Source organism: Mesoflavibacter zeaxanthinifaciens DSM 18436 (assembly GCF_000422365.1).
GTDB lineage: Bacteria > Bacteroidota > Bacteroidia > Flavobacteriales > Flavobacteriaceae > Mesoflavibacter > Mesoflavibacter zeaxanthinifaciens.
The window spans coordinates 136,896-158,441 of record NZ_AULQ01000002.1 but is presented as its reverse complement, the minus strand read 5'-3'; the positions used below and the strand labels follow the sequence as shown (position 1 = coordinate 158,441).

The window sequence follows — 21,546 nt, the reverse complement described above, 5'->3', positions numbered from 1 at the left end:
GATTATAATTTAATGTATAAAGAAATAACTAAAATATTTCCACCAACTATATCTTCTGAAATTTCAGGATATAATAATTTATTAAATTTTTATAGAGAACTTGAATATTTAGAAAACAGTATGGTTATTATTGATATGCGAAAAACATATTGGTTTGAAGCTAATCTTTGTGCAGTATTAGGTGCTATGATAGAGTTTTTGAAAAATCGAGAAAACTCTGTCCAAATAGTCAATGTTAAATCTCCTAAAGATATATTGACTAGGAATGGTTTTTTGAAAAATTACGGTTTTAAGCATCCTGAATATACTTATAATACAGAAATTGAATATAGGACATTTAAAGAAAATCAAAGTAAATCCTTTTCAATTTATTTAGATAGTGAGGTTTTAAACAACAAGGATTTCCCAAAGGTTTCCCCTTTACTAAATAAAAAGATCAATCAGAGTGTATGTGAATTATTTGAAAATGCTAGGACACATGGTCTTTGTGAAAATATACATACATGTGGTCAATACTATCCAAATAAATCGATGATGGACTTTACCATTGTCGATTTAGGACAAACAATTAAAAAAAATGTAAATGACTTCCTTAATAAATCATTAGATGGCGCAGAATGTATAGAATGGGCTATGGAAGAGAACAACACTACCAAAACGGGTAATGTAAGTGGAGGTTTAGGTTTAGCTTTAATATCAGAGTTTATTAAACGTAATAAAGGAAAAATTCAAATAGTTTCTTCTGATGGATATTGGGAATTTAGAAAAGGAAAAGTTAAAAAAGAAACCTTAGAATTCTCTTTTCCAGGTACTATAGCTAATCTTGAATTTAATTTTTCTGACACAAAATCTTATATGTTAAAAGAAGAGGTAGATATAATGAATATTTTTTAATTTTGTATTTTTGAAAGTAAATGGAATTAATTAACGTTTTAGATATAATTGATGGTAACTTTGCTGTTACAACAGATGATGGAAATACCATATATTACATTGTTGATGAGCATCTTACCGAAAAAAAAGAAGTTGTTCTAGATTTTATGGGTATAACTATAGTTACTACAGCTTTTTTAAATGCTGCGATTGGACAGTTATATAATAAATTCAATTCAGAACAAATTAGTCCTTATCTTTCACTGAGAAATATTGATGATGAAGATTTAATTCTGTTTAAAAAAGTTACAGATAGAGCGAAACAATATTTTGCAGAAAAAACAAATCGTTCTTGAATTATTTTCTTAAAGTATTTATATAGAAGAGAATCAAATATCCTATTCAATCATTTTAAGAAATTTAATTATTAGTCTTTTTGATTTTTCTGACACATTATTTTTTAACTCTATTCTTTTTATTGTATTTCTACTTACTCCGATTATTTTGCCAAATTCTTTAGCTGATAATTGATTTTCAATTCGATATAAAAGAACTATATTTGATAAGGTTTCTGTGCCATCATCCCAAAAATTATATCCTAAAAACTCATTTATTTTCTTACGCTTTTTTATAGAAGGAATATGAATGTTTTTTTCAAATCGAGAATAATTTTGAAGCAATAATTGTAAATTATTGGCTACATGTTCTTGAGTCAACCCTTTCTTTAAACGAGTACGTTTTAATGCTGCTCCTAAACTAGTTTCATGTTCTTTAGGGTAGTTTTCTATAGGCTTTTGAGTTATTAAACTAACATTCCAAATGGGCGTAGCAACCAATTGGTTGTTTAGCGCATGGATTAAACCAAATTTATCCTAAAGTGCATAAAAAATATGTGGCTGAAGTAGAAAATAATGGCGGTTTTTATACTGATTTTTGGAGTAGTGATACTTTTGATCGCAACAACTTTTTAAAAAGAAATCGTGTTATTGCAGGTTTAAGTCAAGCAACCATTGTTATAGAATCTGCAGAAAAAGGCGGAAGCCTTGTAACTGCAGATATTGCTAATTCTTATAACCGAGATGTTTTTGCGGTACCAGGTCGCATAACAGATAGCCAAAGTGTTGGTTGTAATAACCTAATTAAGCAGCAAAAAGCACATTTGCTATCTACACCATACGATATTCCTTATATGCTTAATTGGGAATTAGAAGCGTTAAAAAAGCCACCAATACAAAAACAGCTATTTGTAGAGTTAGATGCAGATGAAAAAATAGTTTACAATTACCTAAAAGATAACGATAAAGAGCTTTTAGATGTTATTGCTATAAACTGCAAATTACCAACTTACAAAATGGCAAGTATTTTACTTAATATGGAGTTAAAAGGTGTTGTTAGACCTTTACCAGGAAAATTGTTTGAGCTTATTTAATTAATATCCAACCTTTTCTCTAACTCTAGCTAATACTTTATCTGCTACTTTTTTAGCTTTTTCTGCACCAATAGCTAACGCTTCGTCTATTTTATCTAAGTTTTGCATGTAATAGTTGTAGCGTTCTCTTTGAGCTTCAAAAGTGGTTAAGATTAACTCGTAAAGCGCTTGCTTAGCATGACCGTAACCGTAATTACCATTTTCGTAATTTGCTTTCATTGTTGCAATTTGTTCTTCGTTAGCTAATAAGCTGTAAATAGCAAAACAGTTACACGTACTCCAGTCTTTAGGCTCTTCTAATGGAGTGCTATCTGTTTCAATACTCATTATTTTTTTACGAAGTTGTTTTTCTGGTAAAAAGATGTTGATGTAGTTATCTCTACTTTTGCTCATTTTTTCGCCATCTGTACCTGGGATAAGCATTGTGTTTTCTTGAAGTTTTTCTTCAGGTAAAACAAAAGCTTCACCCATTTTTGCATGAAAACGAGAGGCTACATCTCTTGTAAATTCGATATGTTGAAGTTGGTCTTTACCCACAGGAATAATCTCTGCATCATACAATAAAATATCTGCAGCCATAAGCATTGGGTACATAAATAAACCAGAGTTTACATCTTCTAAACGGTCTGCTTTATCTTTAAAACCATGGGCTAATTGCAATCTTTTAAACGGAAAAAAACAGTTTAAATACCAAGCAAGTTCTGTAACTTGAGGTATATCACTTTGTCTATAAAACACTGTTTTTTCTATGTCTAATCCAAAAGCTAACCAGGTTGCAGCAACAGAGTAGGTGTTGTGTCTTAACTCTTCTGCATTTTTAATTTGTGTTAAGGTGTGCAAATTTGCTATAAACAAATAAGACTCATTATCACTGTTTTCTGATAATTTTATAGCAGGTAAAATTGCACCTAATATATTACCTAAATGTGGTGTTCCTGTACTTTGAATTCCTGTAAGTATTCTTGCCATGATTAAATTTAATTCTGAATGACAAAGGTAATTTTTTTAGTAGAATAGCTCAATTAATTTAATTAGTTTTGAATCCAAATGAAGATATTTAAGTACATTTTTTGGACATTTTACCGTATTTGGTTTTACGTATTGGTAGCCTTACCAATAATTGTGTTGTTTCCGTTACTTTTAATTTCTATTTCTAAAGAATCTTGGTATCCATACTTTTTTAAATTAGCCCGCTTTTGGGCGCGTTTTATTTTAGTTGGAATGGGTATGCCAACAAAAATTAATTATCTGCAAAAAACCGAGCTCAAAAAAAGCTATATGTTTATTGCTAATCATACGTCTATGATTGACATTATGCTAATGTTAGTGGCAGTAAAAAATCCTTTTGTTTTTGTTGGTAAAGCCGAGTTGGCAAAAATTCCATTATTTGGTTTTTTCTATAAGCGTACTTGTATTTTAGTTGATCGTGGTGATGCAGAAAGCAGAAAACGTGTTTTTATGAGGGCACAAAAGCGATTAAAACAAGGTTTAAGTATTTGTATTTTCCCAGAAGGCATGGTGCCTGAAGAACATATAGATTTAGCCGAGTTTAAAGATGGTGCTTTTAGACTAGCTATAAACCATAAAATACCTATTGTACCATTAACGTTTGCAGATAATAAAAGACGATTTTCTTATACTTTTTTTAGTGGTGGACCAGGTATTTTAAGAGCAACTATGCATCAGTTTATATCTACATCAGATTTGAGCGTTAATGATACTAAGTCCTTAAATGAAAAGGCTAGATTAATTATCTTAAAACAATTAGAAAATTTTAAATAAAAAAAACCACTCTTGGCACAGAGTGGCTTTTTTGATAGTTATTTTTCTTTTTTAGAAGAAAAATAACTAAAACTTAGAATTTATAACTTAACCCAGAATATAACCCTATGATATAAGGGTTAAACTCTCCAGATGTATTATTGTAAGCATTAATTTGATATTTAAAAGTTGGTTCTAAATTTAACTGAAGATGTCTAGAAAAATTGTAATATAATCCCACACCGAAGTTTGTAGAAAAACTCACAGAATTTAGATTATTAGCTTCTCCTATTTTAGTTTGATCTCCTTCGAATTCAGATATTAACTCGTTATCGTCTAAAAAGAAAGAACTAACACCACCAATAATATTTAAACTAATTTTTTTATTTATAAGGTTATATTCTACTTCTAAAGGAACTTCGAAATAAGATATACGTTGACTTAAAGAAACATTTCTAACAAAACCTATATTTGGTACCTGTAAAAAAGATTCGTTTCCGCTAATAACGTTTATGTCCAAGTTGTTAATTTTATTTAATCTAACGTTTCTCATAACTTTAGGGTTGTTACTTACGTTTTGATAAACAATTACATCATTGGTATCATAACTTAAATTTAGTTTATTAATACCTGTTCTAATTTTAACTTTTTCGTTTATGGCGTAACCAAACTTAAGTCCGTAAGCAGCATTTATTTCGCCGGTTTTATTATTACCCATAAATTGCTCATCTATAGAAGACCCATTACCAAAACTATTGTAATAAACAGGTGCAGCATTAGCATAGATACTCCACCTGTTAAAATCTTCTTCTTTTTCATTATTTGATTCTTCGTTTTCTGCAATTGCAGTTTCAATTGCGTTTTCTTTTTGGTCTTCTTTTTCTTCTTTATCTAAATTATTTTTTTCTAAGCTGTTTTCTGCTAAAGCCTTACTGCTATCAAGTTTTAAATTATTGTTTTGTATGCCTTTAAGATTATTTGATGGCACTTTGCTATTATTAGTATTGTTAGAAGATTTTGCAATACCAGTTTGATCTAATTTATCTTCTAAAACAGCCTTTTTATTATTAGAAGTACTTTGTTTTTTTGTAGACGTTGTCTCTGAGTTATTTATTGCTGTTACAGCAGATTTTACACTAGAAGTAGTTAAGTTATTTGTGTTTTGATTATTTAATGGTTCTTTTTTATTAAAAGATTCTGTTTTATGTAAGATAGATTCTGTAACAGAGTTCTTATTTTTTACTGTAGTAGTAATATTAGTTTCTTTATTGTTTAGCTCTGATTTAGGCTTTTTAGTTGTTGTGTTACTCTCTGTTTTTTGTGGAGAATCTACAATTATAGGCTGATTTTCTATATTAGTATTAAATAAAGAGTTGCCTAAAAACAACATTAATAATATAGAAACAGCAACACCAGAAAGTTTTAACCATAGTGGAATGATTAACACTGGTTTGTCGTTTTTTTCTTCTTCAAGTTGTTTTTTAATGTTTTGCCAAACATGTTTATCTGGCTTAGCATCAAAATCTTTAAACTTTTCTTGAAATAGTCTATCTAAATTCTTTTTACTCATCTATAAACTTTGCGAATTATTACCGCTAGTATATGTTGTTATTTTTTCTTTTAATATTAGCCTAGCTCTTGCTAGGTTAGATTTGCTAGTACCTGTATTTATGTCTAGCATTTGTGATATTTCTTTATGAGAATAACCATCTAAAACGTATAAGTTAAAAACTAGCCTGTATCTATCTGGTAACTCTTGTATACAGTTTAATAAAAACTCAAGGCTTACGTTATTTTCATCTATATCTACTTCTTCTTCCTCTTCAATTGCATCCTCGTTAACAATGTCAAATACTTTTTGTTGCCTGTAACGTTGTAATGCAGTGTTGATTGTTATTCTTTTAAGCCAACCTTCAAAACTTCCTTTATTTTTATACTGTTTTATTTTATTAAATATGGTAATAAAACTGTCTTGTAAATTATCTTCTGCTTCTGCGTAATTACGAGAATACTTTAAGCAGATTGAGAATAATTTACTTGAAAAAAGTTCATATAATTCACTTTGCGCTTTTGTGTCATTTTTTTGACAATTATATATGAGCCGGTCTAAACTCAATGCATATTTTATTAATTAAAAAAAAATTATTGCTCAACAGGTACTTCAACGGTTAAGTAAATATCTTCTCCGCTATCATCAATACCTTGCCAAAACTTAAAAATATAGTTTTCTAATTGAGTTGCTTTAACTGTAAATGTTTTTTCTTCTATGCTTTGTAAGTCTACACAATTTACTACGTTATCCCATACTGTGGTCATTACTGCAACATTTCTTACATTATTGCTTTTTAAGAAATATATGTCATTAAATTCGTAACAAGTGCTAGGTCTAATATAGCTAACCGTAATTTCATGATCTTCTCCATAGGTAAAAGATTCTGGCACAGTAGCAGACTCTACAGGTAGTATTTCTATATGATAATTTTCTGTTGGTGTATCATCCTCTACACTACAAGAAGTAATCATAAAGCTAAAGCTTATCAGTAATAATATTAATTTTTTCATCTAGGTTTATTGCTATTAAGTACTTAATAGATGCATTAGTTATAAAAAGGTTGCGTATAAAAATAAAAAATCCCGAATTAATCGGGATTTTATTTTATTGTTCTTCTTTTATTGCGGTTTTTATTTTGCCTTCTAGTTCTTCAAACAATTCTGGATTATCTTTTATAACTAGTTTTACAGCATCTCTACCTTGTCCTAATTTAGTGTCTTCGTAGCTAAACCAAGATCCGCTTTTCTTTACAATGCCTTTATCTACAGCTACGTCTAAAATTTCTCCAACTTTACTAACACCTTCACCATACATAATATCAAATTCTGCTGTTTTAAATGGCGGTGCTACTTTGTTTTTAACCACTTTAACTCTTGTTTTGTTACCCATAACATCTCCGTTAGAGTCTTTAATTTGTGTAGACCTTCTAATATCTAATCTAACAGAAGCATAAAATTTAAGAGCGTTACCACCAGTAGTAGTTTCTGGGTTACCAAACATAACTCCAATTTTTTCACGTAATTGGTTAATAAATATTACGGTACAATTGGTTTTACTAATAGATGCGGTTAATTTTCTTAATGCTTGAGACATTAAACGTGCGTGTAATCCCATTTTAGAGTCACCCATTTCTCCTTCAATTTCACTTTTTGGAGTTAATGCAGCAACCGAATCGACTACAACAATATCTATAGCTCCAGATCGGATTAAATTATCTGCAATTTCTAAAGCTTGCTCACCATTATCTGGTTGAGAAATAATTAAATTATCGATATCTACATTTAGTTTTTCAGCATAAAAACGGTCAAAAGCATGTTCTGCATCAATAAACGCTGCAATACCACCTGCTTTTTGTGCTTCAGCAATTGCATGTAATGTTAAAGTTGTTTTACCAGAACTTTCTGGTCCATATATTTCTATAACTCTTCCTCTTGGGTAACCACCAACACCTAAAGCGATATCTAAACCTAAAGATCCAGAAGGTATAGCATCTACATCTACAACAGCAGCATCACTCATTTTCATTACTGTTCCTTTTCCGTAGGCTTTATCTAGCTTGTCTAGTGTTAGTTGTAAAGCTTTTAATTTTGCTTCGTTTTCTTTGCTCATTTTCAGTTCTTTTTATAAAATTTCAATGCTAAAATACTACTTTTTTAACCATTTTTATTTTTCTCACGCAACCTTTTTAAACTTTTTGCATCTACTTAACAAAAGAGGGAAAAAATAGCTATGAAAAAGAAAAAAATTTATTCCTCTTTATAGATATTAATTCTAAACTGCTAAGGAATGAAATATTTAAAAAAAATAATCTTGATTAATGCATTAGGCGTTTCAATCTCTATTTTCTTAAATAGCAGTTGTAAAGCCGATGGAGGTTAACTCGTAACATTTTTTAATAAAAAAATTAAAAAATTATTAACGAGTTAGTCTGTTAAAAGTCCTTTGTAAAACACAAAGGACTTTTTTCTTTTTATAGGTTAACTGTTTGTTTTTCATTAAAATAACATCAAAATGCAATCTTTAATCTTGCAATACCCATTTTAAATTCTACCTTTGCACCTCATTTATTAACTCTTAAAACGAAAGTATAGCATGCAACTGTACAACAAATTAAGTGCTAATGAACGTGCCGAACTTATTGAAAAAGCAGGTAAAGAACGTCTTACTCTGTCTTTTTACAAATATGCGCGCATTAGCAATCCACAAGAATTTAGAGACCAACTATTCATAAAATGGGATAGTTTAGATGTTTTAGGTCGAATTTACGTCGCTACCGAAGGTATCAATGCCCAATTATCACTTCCAGCAGATAATTTTGAAAACTTCAAAACTCATTTAGATAGCATTGATTTTTTAGAAAATGTAAGACTTAACATTGCTGTAGAGCAAGACAACATGTCTTTTTTAAAGCTGAAAGTTAAGGTACGTGATAAGATTGTTGCAGATGGATTAAACGACGAAACTTTTGATGTTACTAACAAAGGAATACACGTTAATGCCGAAATGTTTAACGATTTAATAGAAGACGAAAACACGGTATTAGTAGATATGCGTAACCACTACGAAAGCGAAATAGGTCACTTTAAAAACGCCGTAACGCCAGATGTAGATACCTTTAGAGAGTCTTTAGATATTATTGAAGATGATTTAAAAGCACATAAAGAAGACAAAAAATTAGTAATGTATTGTACTGGTGGTATCCGTTGCGAAAAAGCTAGTGCCTATTTTAAACACAAAGGGTTTAAAAACGTCTATCAACTTGATGGAGGAATTATAGAATACACAAGACAAGTCAACGAAAAAGCTTTAGAAAATAAGTTTATAGGAAAGAATTTTGTGTTTGACGAAAGAAGAGCAGAAAAAATTAGCGACGATGTAATTGCACAATGCCACCAATGTGGTAAGCCTTGTGATACGCACGTAAACTGTGCAAATGATGCTTGTCATTTATTATTTATCCAGTGTGAAGATTGTAAAGCTGAAATGGACAATTGCTGTTCTTCAACGTGTAAAGATATAAACGCATTGCCTTATGAAGAGCAAAAAGCACTACGTAAAGGACAAGGTAACAGTAATGACATCTTCAAAAAAGGTAGAGCAGACCATTTACCATATAAAAAAGATTTACGCAATATTTTTGAAACTTTAAAAAAGTAAACAAGACTAGTGCGATGCAAAAGATAGAATTAATGGCACCTGCAGGAAATTTTGAATCCTTGCAAGCTGCTTTAGATAATGGCGCAGACTCGGTTTATTTTGGTGTAGAGCAACTAAACATGCGTGCTCGTGCGTCTATTAATTTCACTTTAGACGATTTAGAAGAAATCTCTAAACGTTGTCAAGCTAAAAATGTAAGAACTTACCTAACTCTTAATACTATTATTTACGATCACGATTTATCCATCGTAAAAACCTTAGTAAAAAGAGCTAAAGAAGCTAATATTACAGCAGTAATTGCAATGGATCAAGCGGTAATTGCTGTAGCTAGAGAGTTGGGTATGGAAGTTCATATTTCAACACAAATTAATATCACAAACATAGAAACAGTTAAGTTTTACGCCATGTTTGCAGATACAATGGTGTTAAGTAGAGAGCTTAGTTTACGCCAAGTAAAACACATTACAGAGCAAATTGAAAAAGAACAAATTAAAGGACCATCAGGTCGTTTAGTAGAGATCGAAATTTTTGGTCATGGTGCATTGTGTATGGCGGTTTCAGGTAAGTGTTATATGAGTTTACACTCACATAACTCGTCTGCAAATCGTGGCGCATGTAAACAAAATTGCCGAAAAAAATATACCGTTATCGACCAAGAAACTGGTTTTGAAATGGAATTAGATAACGAGTATATCATGTCTCCAAAAGACCTTTGTACTATCGATTTTTTAGACCAAGTGGCAGATGCAGGTATCAAAGTTTTAAAAATTGAAGGTCGTGGTCGTGCACCAGAATATGTTGCTAGAGTTATTAAATGTTACCGAGACGCAATTGATAGTGTAGAAAACGGCACTTACGATAAAGACAAAGTTATTGGTTGGATGCAAGAGCTAGAAAAAGTCTATAATCGTGGATTTTGGAGTGGTTATTATTTAGGACAAAAATTAGGCGAATGGAGTAAAGGTTCAGGATCTCATGCAACGCAAAAGAAAGTGTATATTGGTAAAGGCGTTCATTTTTATCCAAAAGCTAAAATTGGCGAATTTAAAATTGAAGCTTACGATTTGTCATTAGGTGATACTTTACTAATTACTGGACCAACAACAGGTGCTAAAGAGTTTGAGCTTAAAGAAATGTTGGTTAATGATCAAGCGTTAGAAAAAGGAACAAAAGGAGACTCAATCACTATTCCATTAGAGTTTAGAGTAAGACCATCAGACAAACTTTATAAAATTGTAGAAAATAAAGTAGAAGCCTAATGGTTGTTATTACCTTACAAAGAAACAAGTGTATTGGTTGTAATTACTGTGTAGAGTTGGCACCAAACCAGTTTAGGATGTCAAAAAAAGACGGTAAAACTGTATTATTACATTCAACCGATAGAAAAGGTTTTTTTACCTTAAAATCTAACGATTACGAAATTTTAGAACCTTGTACTGAAGCCTCAAAAGCATGTCCGGTAAATATAATTTCGGTTAAAGACGTGTAAAAACACCTAAATTTTATTATTTTAAAGTCATAAGAATAATCTTATCTTTACAAATTGAAGTGGCTCATTTTCCGCGAAAGCGAAAAGTCACAAATTATTAATCGTCATCTAAAGCTAACTCCTTTAGATTCAATATATACATAAAATAGTATGGCTTGTCAAAGTTGCGCTACAGGAAAGGATGGACAGCCTAAAGGTTGTAAAAATAACGGAACGTGTGGTACAGATAGTTGCAATAAATTAACGGTTTTTGATTGGTTAGCAAACATGTCTTTGCCTAACGGAGAAGAACCTTTTGATTGGGTAGAAGTACGTTTTAAAAACGGACGTAAACACTACTATAAAAATACCGAAAAATTAACACTTAGTATTGGAGATATTGTAGCTACTCAAGCTCAATCTGGTCACGATATTGGTATGGTTACCCTTACGGGCGAATTAGTGCGTGTACAAATAAAACGCAAAAAGATAGACACCAAAAACGATGTATTAAAAATATACCGTAAAGCATCACAAAAAGATATAGATATTTGGAGCGAAGCAAGAGACCGCGAAGAACCAATGAAGGTTAAAGCACGTCAATTTGCTATAGATTTAAGTCTTAAAATGAAAATCTCTGATATCGAGTTTCAAGGTGATGCAAGCAAAGCAACCTTTTATTACACTGCTGAAGAACGTGTAGATTTTAGAGAGCTAATTAAAGTTTACGCTAAAGAGTTTAGAATAAGAATAGAGATGAAACAAGTTGGCTTTCGTCAAGAAGCGTCAAGACTTGGTGGTATTGGTTCTTGTGGTCGTGAGCTATGCTGCTCTACTTGGTTAACAGATTTTAGATCGGTAAGCACAAGTGCAGCACGTTACCAACAATTATCACTTAATCCGTTAAAATTAGCTGGTCAATGTGGTAAGTTAAAATGTTGTTTAAATTACGAGCTTGATGCGTATTTAGATGCTTTAAAATCATTTCCTAAAACAGATACAAAATTGTATACCGAAAAAGGTACTGCAGTATGCCAAAAAACAGACATTTTTAAAGGACATATGTGGTACGCTTATGAAGGCGAATGGATGAATTGGCACTTAATTACCACGGAACAAGCCAACGAAATTATAGAAATTAATAAACAAAAAAAGAAAGTTGCTAGTTTAGAAGAATACGCAGCAGACCTTACTGTAGATACTAAAACCGAGTTTGAAAACGTTGTTGGTCAAGATAGTTTAACACGCTTTGATAAACCAAAACACAATAAGAAACGTAAAACTAATAAAAACCGAAAGCGTAATAGACCAAGTAAAGTAGAAGCTAAAAGTAATACAAACACTAATAGCAACTCAAACAATCAAAAAAGAAGACCTAAAAAACGTCGACCAAACAAAAACAAACCAAACAACAACAATGAAAACAAATAATATAATTGTTTTATTACTATTTGTTTTAGCAATGTCTTGTGACTCTAAAGCTGTTTATGACGAGTATAAAAGTGTGTCTACAGCATGGAATAAAGAAGATGTAGTAAGTTTTAAAATAAATCCACCAGATTCTATAAAACCTTACAACCTGTTTGTTAATTTAAGAAACACCAATGCTTATAAATTCAGTAATTTATATTTAATTGTTGAAATGAAATTTCCTCACGGAAAAGCAATAACAGACACTTTACAATACGCAATGACAAAACCAAATGGCGAGTGGCTAGGCGAAGGGTTATCTTCTGTAAAAGAAAATAAGTTGTGGTATAAAGAAGGTGTGATTTTTAAAGAAAAAGGAGAATATAAAGTAAACATACAGCACGCAATGCGCCAAAACGGAAATGTAAATGGCGTAGTAAATTTAGAAGGTATTACAGACGTAGGTTTTAGGATAGAAAAAACAGAATAAATTGGCATAGATGGCAAAAACTAAAAAACAAGAAACTACAGGTTTCGAAAAATACATCAGATGGTTTTGGATGCTTTTTTTAGGAGGCATTCTTTTAATCGTTTTAATATTCTTTTTAGCATCTGTTGGTGCTTTTGGTGAAATGCCAGACCATACACAATTAGAAAACCCAGAAACCAATTTAGCTACCGAAATTATTTCTTCAGACGGTAAAACATTAGCTAAATTTTATTTAAACGATAACCGTACACCAGTACGATATGAAGACTTACCTCAAAATTTGATAGATGCTTTAGTAGCAACAGAAGATGCTAGATATTATGACCATTCTGGTATTGATGCAAGAGGTTTATTACGTGCTGTCTTAAAACCAGGAAGTGGAGGAGCAAGTACCATTTCTCAACAGTTAGCTAAACAGTTATTTCATGGTGAAGGATCAAAAAATATTGTAGAGCGTTTAATTCAAAAAGTAAAAGAGTGGATTATTGCGGTTCGTTTAGAACGTCAGTATACAAAAGAAGAAATCATTGCTCAGTATTTCAACATCTATGATTTTGGTAACAATGCAGATGGTATTAGATCTGCAGCAAGAATTTACTTTGGTAAAGAACCAAAAGAGCTAACAGTAAAAGAATCTGCCATGTTGGTAGGTATGTTTAAAAATTCGTCGTTGTATAATCCAAGACCAGATAAAAACCCAGTAGGTGTTAAAAATAGACGTAATGTTGTCCTTGCACAAATGACCAAATATGGTGTTTTAGATCAAAAAATTAAAGATTCACTTCAAAAAACAGAATTGGATTTAAATTTTAATCCAGAATCTCATAACGATGGTACAGCTACCTATTTTAGAGAATACCTCAGAGCATTTTTAAAAGACTGGGCAAACGATAAGAAAAATTATAAAGCAGACGGTTCTAAATATAATATATATCAAGATGGATTAAAAGTGTATACAACTATCGATTCTCGTATGCAAAAATATGCAGAAGATGCAGTTGTAAAACACATGAAAAAATTGCAAGCAGAATTTTTTCATCAAAATACACCAGACCGTAACCCAACAGCACCATTTTTAGATCTAGATAAAGATGAAATAGAAAGTCTTATGCAACGTTCTATGCGTCAATCAGAACGTTGGAGACACATGAAGTACGATTTAAAAAAATCTGAAAAAGAAATTATAGCATCTTTTAATAAGCCAACAGAAATGACCATTTTCTCTTGGGAAAGAGGAGAAATAGATACCATTATGAAACCAATGGATTCTATGCGTTACTACAAACACTTTTTACAACCAGGTTTAATGAGTATGGATCCACAAACCGGACATGTTAAAGCTTGGGTTGGTGGTATGAATTATAAACACTTTAAATACGATCACGTAAAACAAGGTAAGCGCCAAGTAGGATCTACATTTAAACCATTTGTTTATGCAACAGCAATTAATCAATTGCACATGTCGCCATGTGATAAATTACCTAAAGCACCATACACTATTGAGGCTGGTAAATTTGGAAATCAAAAGGCATGGGCACCAAAAAACTCAAATGGAGATTATAGTGGAGAAATGACCTTAAAGGCAGCATTAGCAAACTCGGTTAACACTATTACAGCAAGGTTAATGGATAAAGTAGGTCCAGAACCAGTATCTAAACTGGCAAGAGATTTAGGAGTAGAATCAGAAATACCAGCAGTACCATCTATAGCATTAGGAACACCAGATATAAGCTTATATGAAATGGTAGGCGCATATTCTGCATTTGCAAATCAAGGTGTTTATACAAAACCAGTAATGGTTACTACTATTGTAGATAAAAATGATACTGTTTTATACCAATTTGTACCAGAAACTAGAGATGTTTTAAGTGAAGAAGCTGCCTATGTTACAGTTAAACTTATGGAAGGAGTAACCACAGAAGGATCTGGAGCTAGACTACGTCGTACTTGGATGCCAAATAGTGGTGTTTATAAAGAAATTATCACAGGTTATCCATATGGATTTACAAACCCAATAGCAGGAAAAACAGGAACAACACAAAACCAATCAGATGGTTGGTTTATGGGTATGGTACCAAATCTAGTAACTGGCGTTTGGGTTGGTGCAGAAGATAGAGCAGCTCACTTTAAATCGATTACATACGGTCAAGGTGCATCTATGGCGTTACCAATTTGGGGTATGTACATGAAAAGTTGTTATGAAGACAAAGAATTAGATGTATCAAAAGATCAATTTGAAAAACCTAAAGACCTTTCTATTATTGTAGATTGTGATAAGTATGAGGAAGGAAATAATTCAAATTCAGGCGATTTAGATATGCCAGAAGAAGATGTTCCTGATGAATTAGAATTCTAAAATATTTCAACGATAAATTTTAAAAGCCATTCTTTTCAGAATGGTTTTTTTTATTCTTAAATTTAAACCACTAAAAAACTAAATGATGATAAAAAAAACCGTTAATACAGTTCAGGAAGCTTTAGATGGTGTCGAAGATAACATGACTTTTATGTTAGGTGGTTTTGGGTTAAGCGGAATTCCTGAAAATGCAATAGCAGAATTAGTAAAACGAAACGTAAAAAACGTAACATGTATTTCTAATAATGCAGGAGTAGACGATTTTGGCTTAGGGCTATTACTTCAAAAAAAGCAAATTAAAAAAATGGTATCTTCTTACGTAGGAGAAAACGACGAATTTGAAAGACAAATGCTGTCTGGAGAATTAGACGTAGAACTTATTCCACAAGGGACATTAGCCGAAAGATGCCGAGCAGCTCAAGCTGGTTTTCCTGCTATTTATACACCAGCAGGTTATGGTACCGAAGTTGCAGAAGGTAAAGAAACCAGAGAATTTGATGGTAAAATGTATGTCTTAGAACATGCCTTTAAAGCACACTTTGCTTTTGTAAAAGCTTGGAAAGGTGACGAAGCAGGAAACCTAATATTTAAAGGGACAGCACGTAATTTTAATCCAGTAATGTGTGGCGCAGCAAAAATTACCGTAGCTGAGGTAGAAGAATTAGTACCGGCAGGAGAATTAGATCCTAATCAAATACATATACCAGGTATTTTTGTGCAACGTATCTTTAAAGGAGAAACTTTTGAAAAGCGTATAGAGCAACGTACAGTAAGACCAAAAAAATAAATGTTTATAAGGCTTATAGTTTTATAAACCACAACCTTAAACTAAATAAAATGTTAGATAAAAACGGAATAGCAAAACGCATTGCAAAAGAAGTTAAAGATGGTTTTTACGTTAACCTTGGTATTGGTATACCAACTTTAGTGGCTAATTTTGTAAGAGACGATATAGAGGTAGAATTTCAAAGTGAAAACGGAGTGCTTGGTATGGGACCATTTCCTTTTGAAGGTGAAGAAGATGCAGATATAATCAATGCAGGAAAACAAACCATAACAACCTTACCAGGAGCTAGTTTTTTTGATAGCGCCATGAGTTTTTCTATGATTCGTGGTCAACACGTACACTTAACCATTTTAGGCGCAATGGAAGTGGCGGAAAATGGAGATATTGCAAACTGGAAAATACCAGGAAAAATGGTAAAAGGTATGGGAGGAGCAATGGATCTTGTAGCTAGTGCAGAAAATATTATTGTTGCTATGATGCATACCAATAGAGCAGGAGAGTCTAAACTTCTTAAAAAATGCTCTTTGCCATTAACAGGAGTTGGTTGCGTTAAAAAAATAGTAACTAATATGGCTGTTTTAGAAGTAACAGACCAAGGGTTTAAACTATTAGAACGTGCTCCAGGAGTTTCAGTTGAAGATATTAAAAATGCTACAGAAGGCACATTAATTATTAATGGAGATATACCAGAAATGGATATTTAGATAATATTTTTTTGTAAGAAAAATAACACGAATATTTATAAAATTTCGATGAAATGTTAAAAAATAACGCATTTCATCGAAATTTTATGTTTTTAAACCGATTTAATTAAAATAAATCTCATATTAGTAATCCCAAATTATACCAAATAGATATCCCAAATCTACCATAAACTTTTGCTTATGTATTACGCTTCAAACCTACCTGAACAACCTACAAATTATATAAGCAAAGTTTATGTTGGTTTAAAAAATACATTTAGATTAACTAAAAATCTTTTAGTACTTACCAAAAAACTATTTATGCTATAATCCTTTAGGGATAGCTTCTATTAATTTTTTTGTGTACTCTTTCTTAGGAGATTCATAAATGGCATCTGCATCATCTAATTCTTCAATTTTACCCTTATTCATAACTAATAATTGATCACTCATGTATTTAACAACTGCTAAATCATGAGAAATAAAAATATAGGTAAAGCCAAAGTTTTCTTTTAGTTCATTAAGAAGATTTAAAACTTGTGCTTGTACAGAAATATCTAATGCAGAAACAGACTCGTCACAAACAATTAGTTTTGGTTGAAGCGCAACTGTACGTGCTATACCAATACGCTGGCGTTGTCCGCCAGAAAACTCATGTGGATAACGGTTAAAAGCACTTTCATCTAAGCCTACACGGTTTAAAATGTCTATTGCTTTTTCGGTTCTTTCAGATTTTGAGTTGTAAAGCTTATGTACTTGCATAGGTTCCATAATTGCTTGCCCAACGGTTAAACGCGGATTTAAAGAAGCAAATGGATCTTGAAAAATAATTTGAATGTCTTTACGTAATACTTTTTCTTCAGCTTTATTAAGAATTGTAATATCCTTTCCTTTATAAAAAATGTGACCTGATGTTGGTCTGTTAAGCAATAAAATAGCGTTTCCTAGGGTAGATTTACCGCAACCAGATTCGCCTACCAAACCTAAAGTTTCACCTTCATATAATTTAAAACTAACGTTATTGACAGCTTTAAAACTTTCTGGTTTAGAGAAAAGACCTGATTTAGAAATGTACTCTTTTTCTAAATTAACAACTTCAAGAATAGGAGCTTTACTATAGATTTCCTTGTGTGTTTTGGCTCTCAATTCGGCAGTAATAGTTTCTTTAGAAACCGTCTTTTGCATGACATCTTTTATGGTTGGTAGACGTTTAAGCCTTTCTTTTAAAGAAGGTTTAGCTTTAATAAGTGCTTTGGTGTATTCGTTTTCTGGATGTTTAAAAATAAGATTGGTTTTGTTTTGTTCTACAATTTCACCTTGATACATCACTAACACACGTTGCGCAATTTCAGAAATTAAAGACAAATCATGAGTAATAAATAAAATGCTCATTTTTGTGTCCTGCTGAAGTTCTTTCAATAATAAAATAATATCTTTTTGTACGGTAACATCTAGTGCTGTTGTTGGCTCGTCTGCAATTAATAATTTAGGTTTACAGGCAATAGCCATAGCTATCATAACGCGTTGTTTTTGTCCGCCAGAAATTTCATGCGGATAGGCTGTGTAGGCACGATTTGGGTTTGGTAGTTTTACCTTTTCAAAAAGTGAAATCACTTCTGCTTTTACTTCCTTTTTGTTTAATGAAGTGTGTTTAAATAAAATTTCCTCGACTTGTTTACCGCAACGCATAGATGGATTTAAAGAACTCATAGGTTCTTGAAAAATCATAGCAATCTCGTTACCTCTTATATTTTGAAATTGTTTGTCATTAAGAGATGTTAATTCTGTTTTATTAAAAACAATTTCTCCTGAAGTTATTTGACTTATTTTTTTAGGTAATAGTCCCATTATTGCTAAAGAAGAAACAGATTTTCCTGAACCTGATTCGCCAACAACACCAACAATTTCATTTTCAAAGATGTCGTATGAAATGTTTTTAATAATTGGTTTTAATTCTTTATCAGATTTAAAGCCAATAGAGAGGTTTTTTATTTGAAGTAAATTTTTGCTCATTTAAGGTAAAAGTAATCAAATTCTTTCAATGCAATACGGTTAAAACCGTAAGTAAAGTCTTATATAATCTTTTGGTAAGTTATTTGACTATAATTTTAGTTTATTGTTGTGTGTTTAATATAATTGTTAATATATTCATAAAATATTAACTATTTTTTTAAACATTAAATATGAAAAACAAAATTACCTTAACTATTTTAGGTTTGTTTTTTGTGGCTTTCTCCTTTGCACAAAAACGTCATTGTGCAACAATGGAAAATTTAGAGTACAGAAAACAACAAAACCCAAAACTTGAGCAAAGAATGGCTCAAATAGAGGCATTTACTAAAACAAAAGTACAGCAAATGCAAAACAATACCAATAGGGTAGATGGTAGTGTAATAACCATACCTGTTGTAGTACATGTTTTGTATCGAAACTCTACAGAAAACATTAGCGTAGCACAAATACAATCTCAGTTAGATGTTTTAAATGAAGATTTTAGAAGAACAAATCCAGATGCAGATAACACTTGGTCGCAAGCTGCAGATACCGAGATTCAATTCTGTCTAGTAACTGTAGATCCTAACGGAAATGCTACAACTGGTATTACTAGAAAGCAAGTAACTAGACAAGATTGGGGAACAAGTGATGATATGAAACGTTCTTCTACTGGCGGAGTAGATCCTTGGAATACTAGTGAATATCTTAATATGTGGATTGTACCAAGAATGACAAGTAATGGTAATACTATTTTAGGATACGCACAGTTTCCAGGTGGTAATGCTGCAACAGATGGTGTTGTAATGGCATATAATTATTTTGGTCGTGTAGGTAGTGTTTCTGCACCTTTTGATGGTGGTAGAACAACAACTCATGAGGTAGGTCATTACTTAAACTTAAGACACATTTGGGGAGATTCTAATTGTGGTAACGATTTTGTAAGTGACACACCAACACACCAAACCGCTAATTATGGTTGTCCGACTGGACAAACGTCTTGTGGATCTACAGATATGCCACAAAACTATATGGATTACTCAGACGATTCTTGTATGAACTTATTCACGCAAGGTCAAAAAAATCGTATGCGTGCTGTTTTAGAAGCTGGCGGAGTAAGAAGAAGTCTAGCTTTATCAGATAAATGTGGTGCAGCGCCACAACCAACATGTAACGATGGTGTACAAAATGGTGATGAAACTGGTGTAGACTGTGGCGGTTCTTGCGCGCCTTGCCAAACAGGTCCACAATATTGTGCATCACAAGGAAATAATGTTAATGACGAATATATTTCTAGAGTACAATTAGCAACTATAGATAATACATCAGGAGCTCAAACGTATTCAGATTTTACAAGTATTTCTACAGACTTATCTAAAGGTTCTGGTTATACGGTAACAGTAACTCCAACTTGGACAGGAACTACTTATGCAGAAGGTTATTCTGTATGGATTGATTACAACCAAGATGGCGATTTTACAGATTCTGGTGAGCAAGTTTGGACCAATGCAGCAACACAAAATTCACCAGTTAGCGGAAGCTTTACAGTACCAGCATCTGCAACTAACGGAGCAACAAGAATGAGAGTTTCTATGAAATATAACGGTATACCAACATCTTGTGAGGCTTTTTCTTATGGTGAAGTTGAAGATTATACGGTTAACATTATAACAGGAACACCAGATACAACGCCACCAGTAATTACATTAACTGGAGCATCTACAATTAATTTAGAAGTTGGAGACACTTATACAGAATTAGGTGCAACTGCTACAGATAATGAAGATGGAGACATTTCTCCAAGCATTGTCATAACAGGAACTGTTAATACAGACACAGCAGGAACATACACAAGATTTTACAATGTTAGTGACTCAGCAGGAAACGCTGCTTCACAAGTAACAAGAACAATAATTGTTACACAACCAACAACAGGATCTTGTACTGACGGTATTAGTGCATTCCCTTATTCTGAAAGTTTTGAAAATACTTTAGGAGCATGGACGCAATCAACTTCAGATGACTTTAACTGGACTGTTGATGCCAACGGAACACCTTCTAGTAACACTGGACCATCTAGCGCAAGTGCGGGCACGTATTATGTGTATATGGAGTCTTCTTCACCTAATTACTCGACAAAAAGAGCGATTTTAAACTCACCTTGTTTTGATTTAAGTGCAGAATCTCAAGCAACTTTCAGTTTTGATTATCATATGTACGGTGCAACTTCTATGGGAAGTTTAGCGTTACAAGCAAGTGATAATAGCGGCGCAAGTTGGACTAATGTTTGGAGCCAATCAGGTAACAAAGGTAATTCTTGGCAAACTGCTACTGTAGATTTAAGTGCTTATGTTGGTGGTACTGTTCAATTGCGTTTTAATGGTGTAACAGGTACAACTTGGCAAGGTGATATGGCTGTAGATGCTGTTAACCTATCTACTTCTGGTGGCGGTAATGCAGGTTGTTCTAATGTAACATTATCAATTACTTTTGATAACTATCCAGAAGAAACCGCTTGGACATTAACCAACAATTCTGGTCAAACAGTTGCATCTGGCGGTACATACGGTTCTCAAGCAGATGGATCTACTTTAAATATTCCTATTGGATGTTTAGATGATGGTTGTTATAACTTTACAATTACAGATGCTTACGGAGATGGTATTTGCTGTTCATACGGAAATGGATCGTACACATTAACAAATACAGATACAGGTGCTGTTTTAGCTTCTGGTGGATCGTTTACAAGTAATGAAACGACTAATTTCTGTTTAACAAATAACGTTAAAACATTTACTAGCATAGTAACTACAAAGGATGATTTTGATAAGGAGTTTAAACTATATCCAAACCCTGTTAAGCAAATACTTAACATAGATTTAGTTGGTTTTGAAGCACAAAGTTTTGAAATTAAAAATATGCTTGGACAAACAGTACTAAAAGGTAATTACAAGTCTAGTATAGATGTTTCTGAGTTTAATAGTGGAGTTTATATTTTACAATTGAACATTGGCGAAAAAACCAAAGTCAAAAGATTTATAAAAGAATAATCCCTTAACTAACCAGCCAACCATTAAACTTGAAAATC

19 protein-coding genes and 1 pseudogene are annotated in these 21,546 nt (G+C 32.2%); 13 read left to right on the top strand and 7 right to left on the bottom strand.

What is annotated here, in order from left to right; all coding sequences use genetic code 11:
* Window positions 1-12: 12 nt before the first annotated feature.
* Together H574_RS0103515 and H574_RS0103510 are read left to right on the top strand one after the other, a co-directional pair.
* On the top strand, window positions 13-894 hold the full coding sequence (locus H574_RS0103515; protein ID WP_051169816.1) for a hypothetical protein: 882 nt from the start codon (window positions 13-15) through the stop codon (window positions 892-894).
* Window positions 895-914: 20 nt separating this feature from the next.
* Window positions 915-1,229: an STAS-like domain-containing protein gene (locus H574_RS0103510; protein ID WP_027879233.1), complete on the top strand. Its 315-nt coding sequence runs from the start codon at window positions 915-917 to the stop codon at window positions 1,227-1,229.
* Between the two features lie 42 nt (window positions 1,230-1,271).
* Here the strand turns inward: H574_RS0103510 and H574_RS0103505 are convergent, their stop codons facing one another.
* Window positions 1,272-1,709 (bottom strand): helix-turn-helix transcriptional regulator, encoded by a 438-nt coding sequence (locus tag H574_RS0103505; protein ID WP_027879232.1) that lies wholly within the window; start codon window positions 1,707-1,709, stop codon window positions 1,272-1,274.
* On the opposite strand from H574_RS0103505, the pseudogene H574_RS13900 reads away from it, so the two are divergent.
* Window positions 1,703-2,302 (top strand): annotated as a pseudogene (locus tag H574_RS13900) (DNA-processing protein DprA); the annotation flags it as partial. The gene H574_RS0103505 and the pseudogene H574_RS13900 sit on opposite strands and share 7 nt — an antisense overlap.
* Here H574_RS13900 and trpS read toward each other — a convergent pair.
* Entirely contained in the window at window positions 2,303-3,271 is a 969-nt protein-coding gene (trpS, locus tag H574_RS0103495; RefSeq protein ID WP_027879231.1) for a tryptophan--tRNA ligase, read from the bottom strand.
* 78 nt (window positions 3,272-3,349) lie between these two features.
* Between trpS and H574_RS0103490 the strand changes: the two genes are divergently transcribed.
* Complete coding sequence (locus tag H574_RS0103490) at window positions 3,350-4,084, top strand: lysophospholipid acyltransferase family protein (protein WP_027879230.1); 735 nt, start codon at window positions 3,350-3,352, stop codon at window positions 4,082-4,084.
* Window positions 4,085-4,157: 73 nt separating this feature from the next.
* On the opposite strand, the gene H574_RS0103485 is transcribed toward H574_RS0103490, so the two are convergent.
* The 4 genes from H574_RS0103485 to recA all read right to left on the bottom strand — a co-directional run bounded on the left by H574_RS0103485 (window position 4,158) and on the right by recA (window position 7,724).
* A complete protein-coding gene (locus H574_RS0103485) occupies window positions 4,158-5,633 on the bottom strand; it encodes a hypothetical protein (protein WP_027879229.1) in 1,476 nt (491 codons plus the stop codon).
* The gene (locus tag H574_RS0103480) at window positions 5,634-6,179 is read right to left on the bottom strand and encodes an RNA polymerase sigma factor (RefSeq protein ID WP_027879228.1); all 546 of its coding nucleotides are present in this window, start codon (window positions 6,177-6,179) and stop codon (window positions 5,634-5,636) included.
* Window positions 6,180-6,205: 26 nt separating this feature from the next.
* Window positions 6,206-6,625 (bottom strand): hypothetical protein, encoded by a 420-nt coding sequence (locus tag H574_RS0103475; protein ID WP_027879227.1) that lies wholly within the window; start codon window positions 6,623-6,625, stop codon window positions 6,206-6,208.
* 94 nt (window positions 6,626-6,719) lie between these two features.
* Window positions 6,720-7,724 carry a recombinase RecA gene (gene recA, locus H574_RS0103470; RefSeq protein ID WP_027879226.1) on the bottom strand — a complete coding sequence of 335 codons (1,005 nt, stop codon included), beginning with the start codon at window positions 7,722-7,724 and terminating at the stop codon, window positions 6,720-6,722.
* 483 nt (window positions 7,725-8,207) lie between these two features.
* Between recA and trhO the strand changes: the two genes are divergently transcribed.
* From trhO to H574_RS0103430, 8 genes are all read left to right on the top strand, one after another.
* Window positions 8,208-9,272: an oxygen-dependent tRNA uridine(34) hydroxylase TrhO gene (trhO, locus tag H574_RS0103465; RefSeq protein WP_027879225.1), complete on the top strand. Its 1,065-nt coding sequence runs from the start codon at window positions 8,208-8,210 to the stop codon at window positions 9,270-9,272.
* 14 nt (window positions 9,273-9,286) lie between these two features.
* Window positions 9,287-10,531 carry a peptidase U32 family protein gene (locus H574_RS0103460; RefSeq protein ID WP_027879224.1) on the top strand — a complete coding sequence of 415 codons (1,245 nt, stop codon included), beginning with the start codon at window positions 9,287-9,289 and terminating at the stop codon, window positions 10,529-10,531.
* A complete protein-coding gene (locus tag H574_RS0103455) occupies window positions 10,531-10,761 on the top strand; it encodes a ferredoxin (protein WP_027879223.1) in 231 nt (76 codons plus the stop codon). The genes H574_RS0103460 and H574_RS0103455 overlap by 1 nt, the downstream gene beginning before the upstream one ends.
* Before the next feature lie 150 nt (window positions 10,762-10,911).
* Window positions 10,912-12,171, top strand: a complete 1,260-nt coding sequence (locus tag H574_RS13895; protein ID WP_036227044.1) for a PSP1 domain-containing protein — start codon at window positions 10,912-10,914, stop codon at window positions 12,169-12,171.
* Complete coding sequence (locus tag H574_RS0103445) at window positions 12,158-12,640, top strand: gliding motility lipoprotein GldH (protein ID WP_027879222.1); 483 nt, start codon at window positions 12,158-12,160, stop codon at window positions 12,638-12,640. The genes H574_RS13895 and H574_RS0103445 overlap by 14 nt, the downstream gene beginning before the upstream one ends.
* A gap of 10 nt (window positions 12,641-12,650) precedes the next feature.
* Entirely contained in the window at window positions 12,651-14,996 is a 2,346-nt protein-coding gene (locus H574_RS0103440; RefSeq protein ID WP_027879221.1) for a penicillin-binding protein 1A, read from the top strand.
* An 85-nt stretch (window positions 14,997-15,081) separates the two neighbouring features.
* Window positions 15,082-15,783 (top strand): CoA transferase subunit A, encoded by a 702-nt coding sequence (locus H574_RS0103435; RefSeq protein ID WP_027879220.1) that lies wholly within the window; start codon window positions 15,082-15,084, stop codon window positions 15,781-15,783.
* 50 nt (window positions 15,784-15,833) lie between these two features.
* Complete coding sequence (locus H574_RS0103430; RefSeq protein ID WP_027879219.1) at window positions 15,834-16,487, top strand: 3-oxoacid CoA-transferase subunit B; 654 nt, start codon at window positions 15,834-15,836, stop codon at window positions 16,485-16,487.
* A 303-nt stretch (window positions 16,488-16,790) separates the two neighbouring features.
* Here the strand turns inward: H574_RS0103430 and H574_RS0103420 are convergent, their stop codons facing one another.
* On the bottom strand, window positions 16,791-18,479 hold the full coding sequence (locus tag H574_RS0103420) for an ABC transporter ATP-binding protein (RefSeq protein ID WP_027879218.1): 1,689 nt from the start codon (window positions 18,477-18,479) through the stop codon (window positions 16,791-16,793).
* Between the two features lie 170 nt (window positions 18,480-18,649).
* On the opposite strand from H574_RS0103420, the gene H574_RS14865 reads away from it, so the two are divergent.
* Window positions 18,650-21,508, top strand: coding sequence for a GEVED domain-containing protein (locus tag H574_RS14865; protein ID WP_338100990.1), 2,859 nt, complete (start codon window positions 18,650-18,652; stop codon window positions 21,506-21,508).
* Window positions 21,509-21,546: the final 38 nt, after the last annotated feature.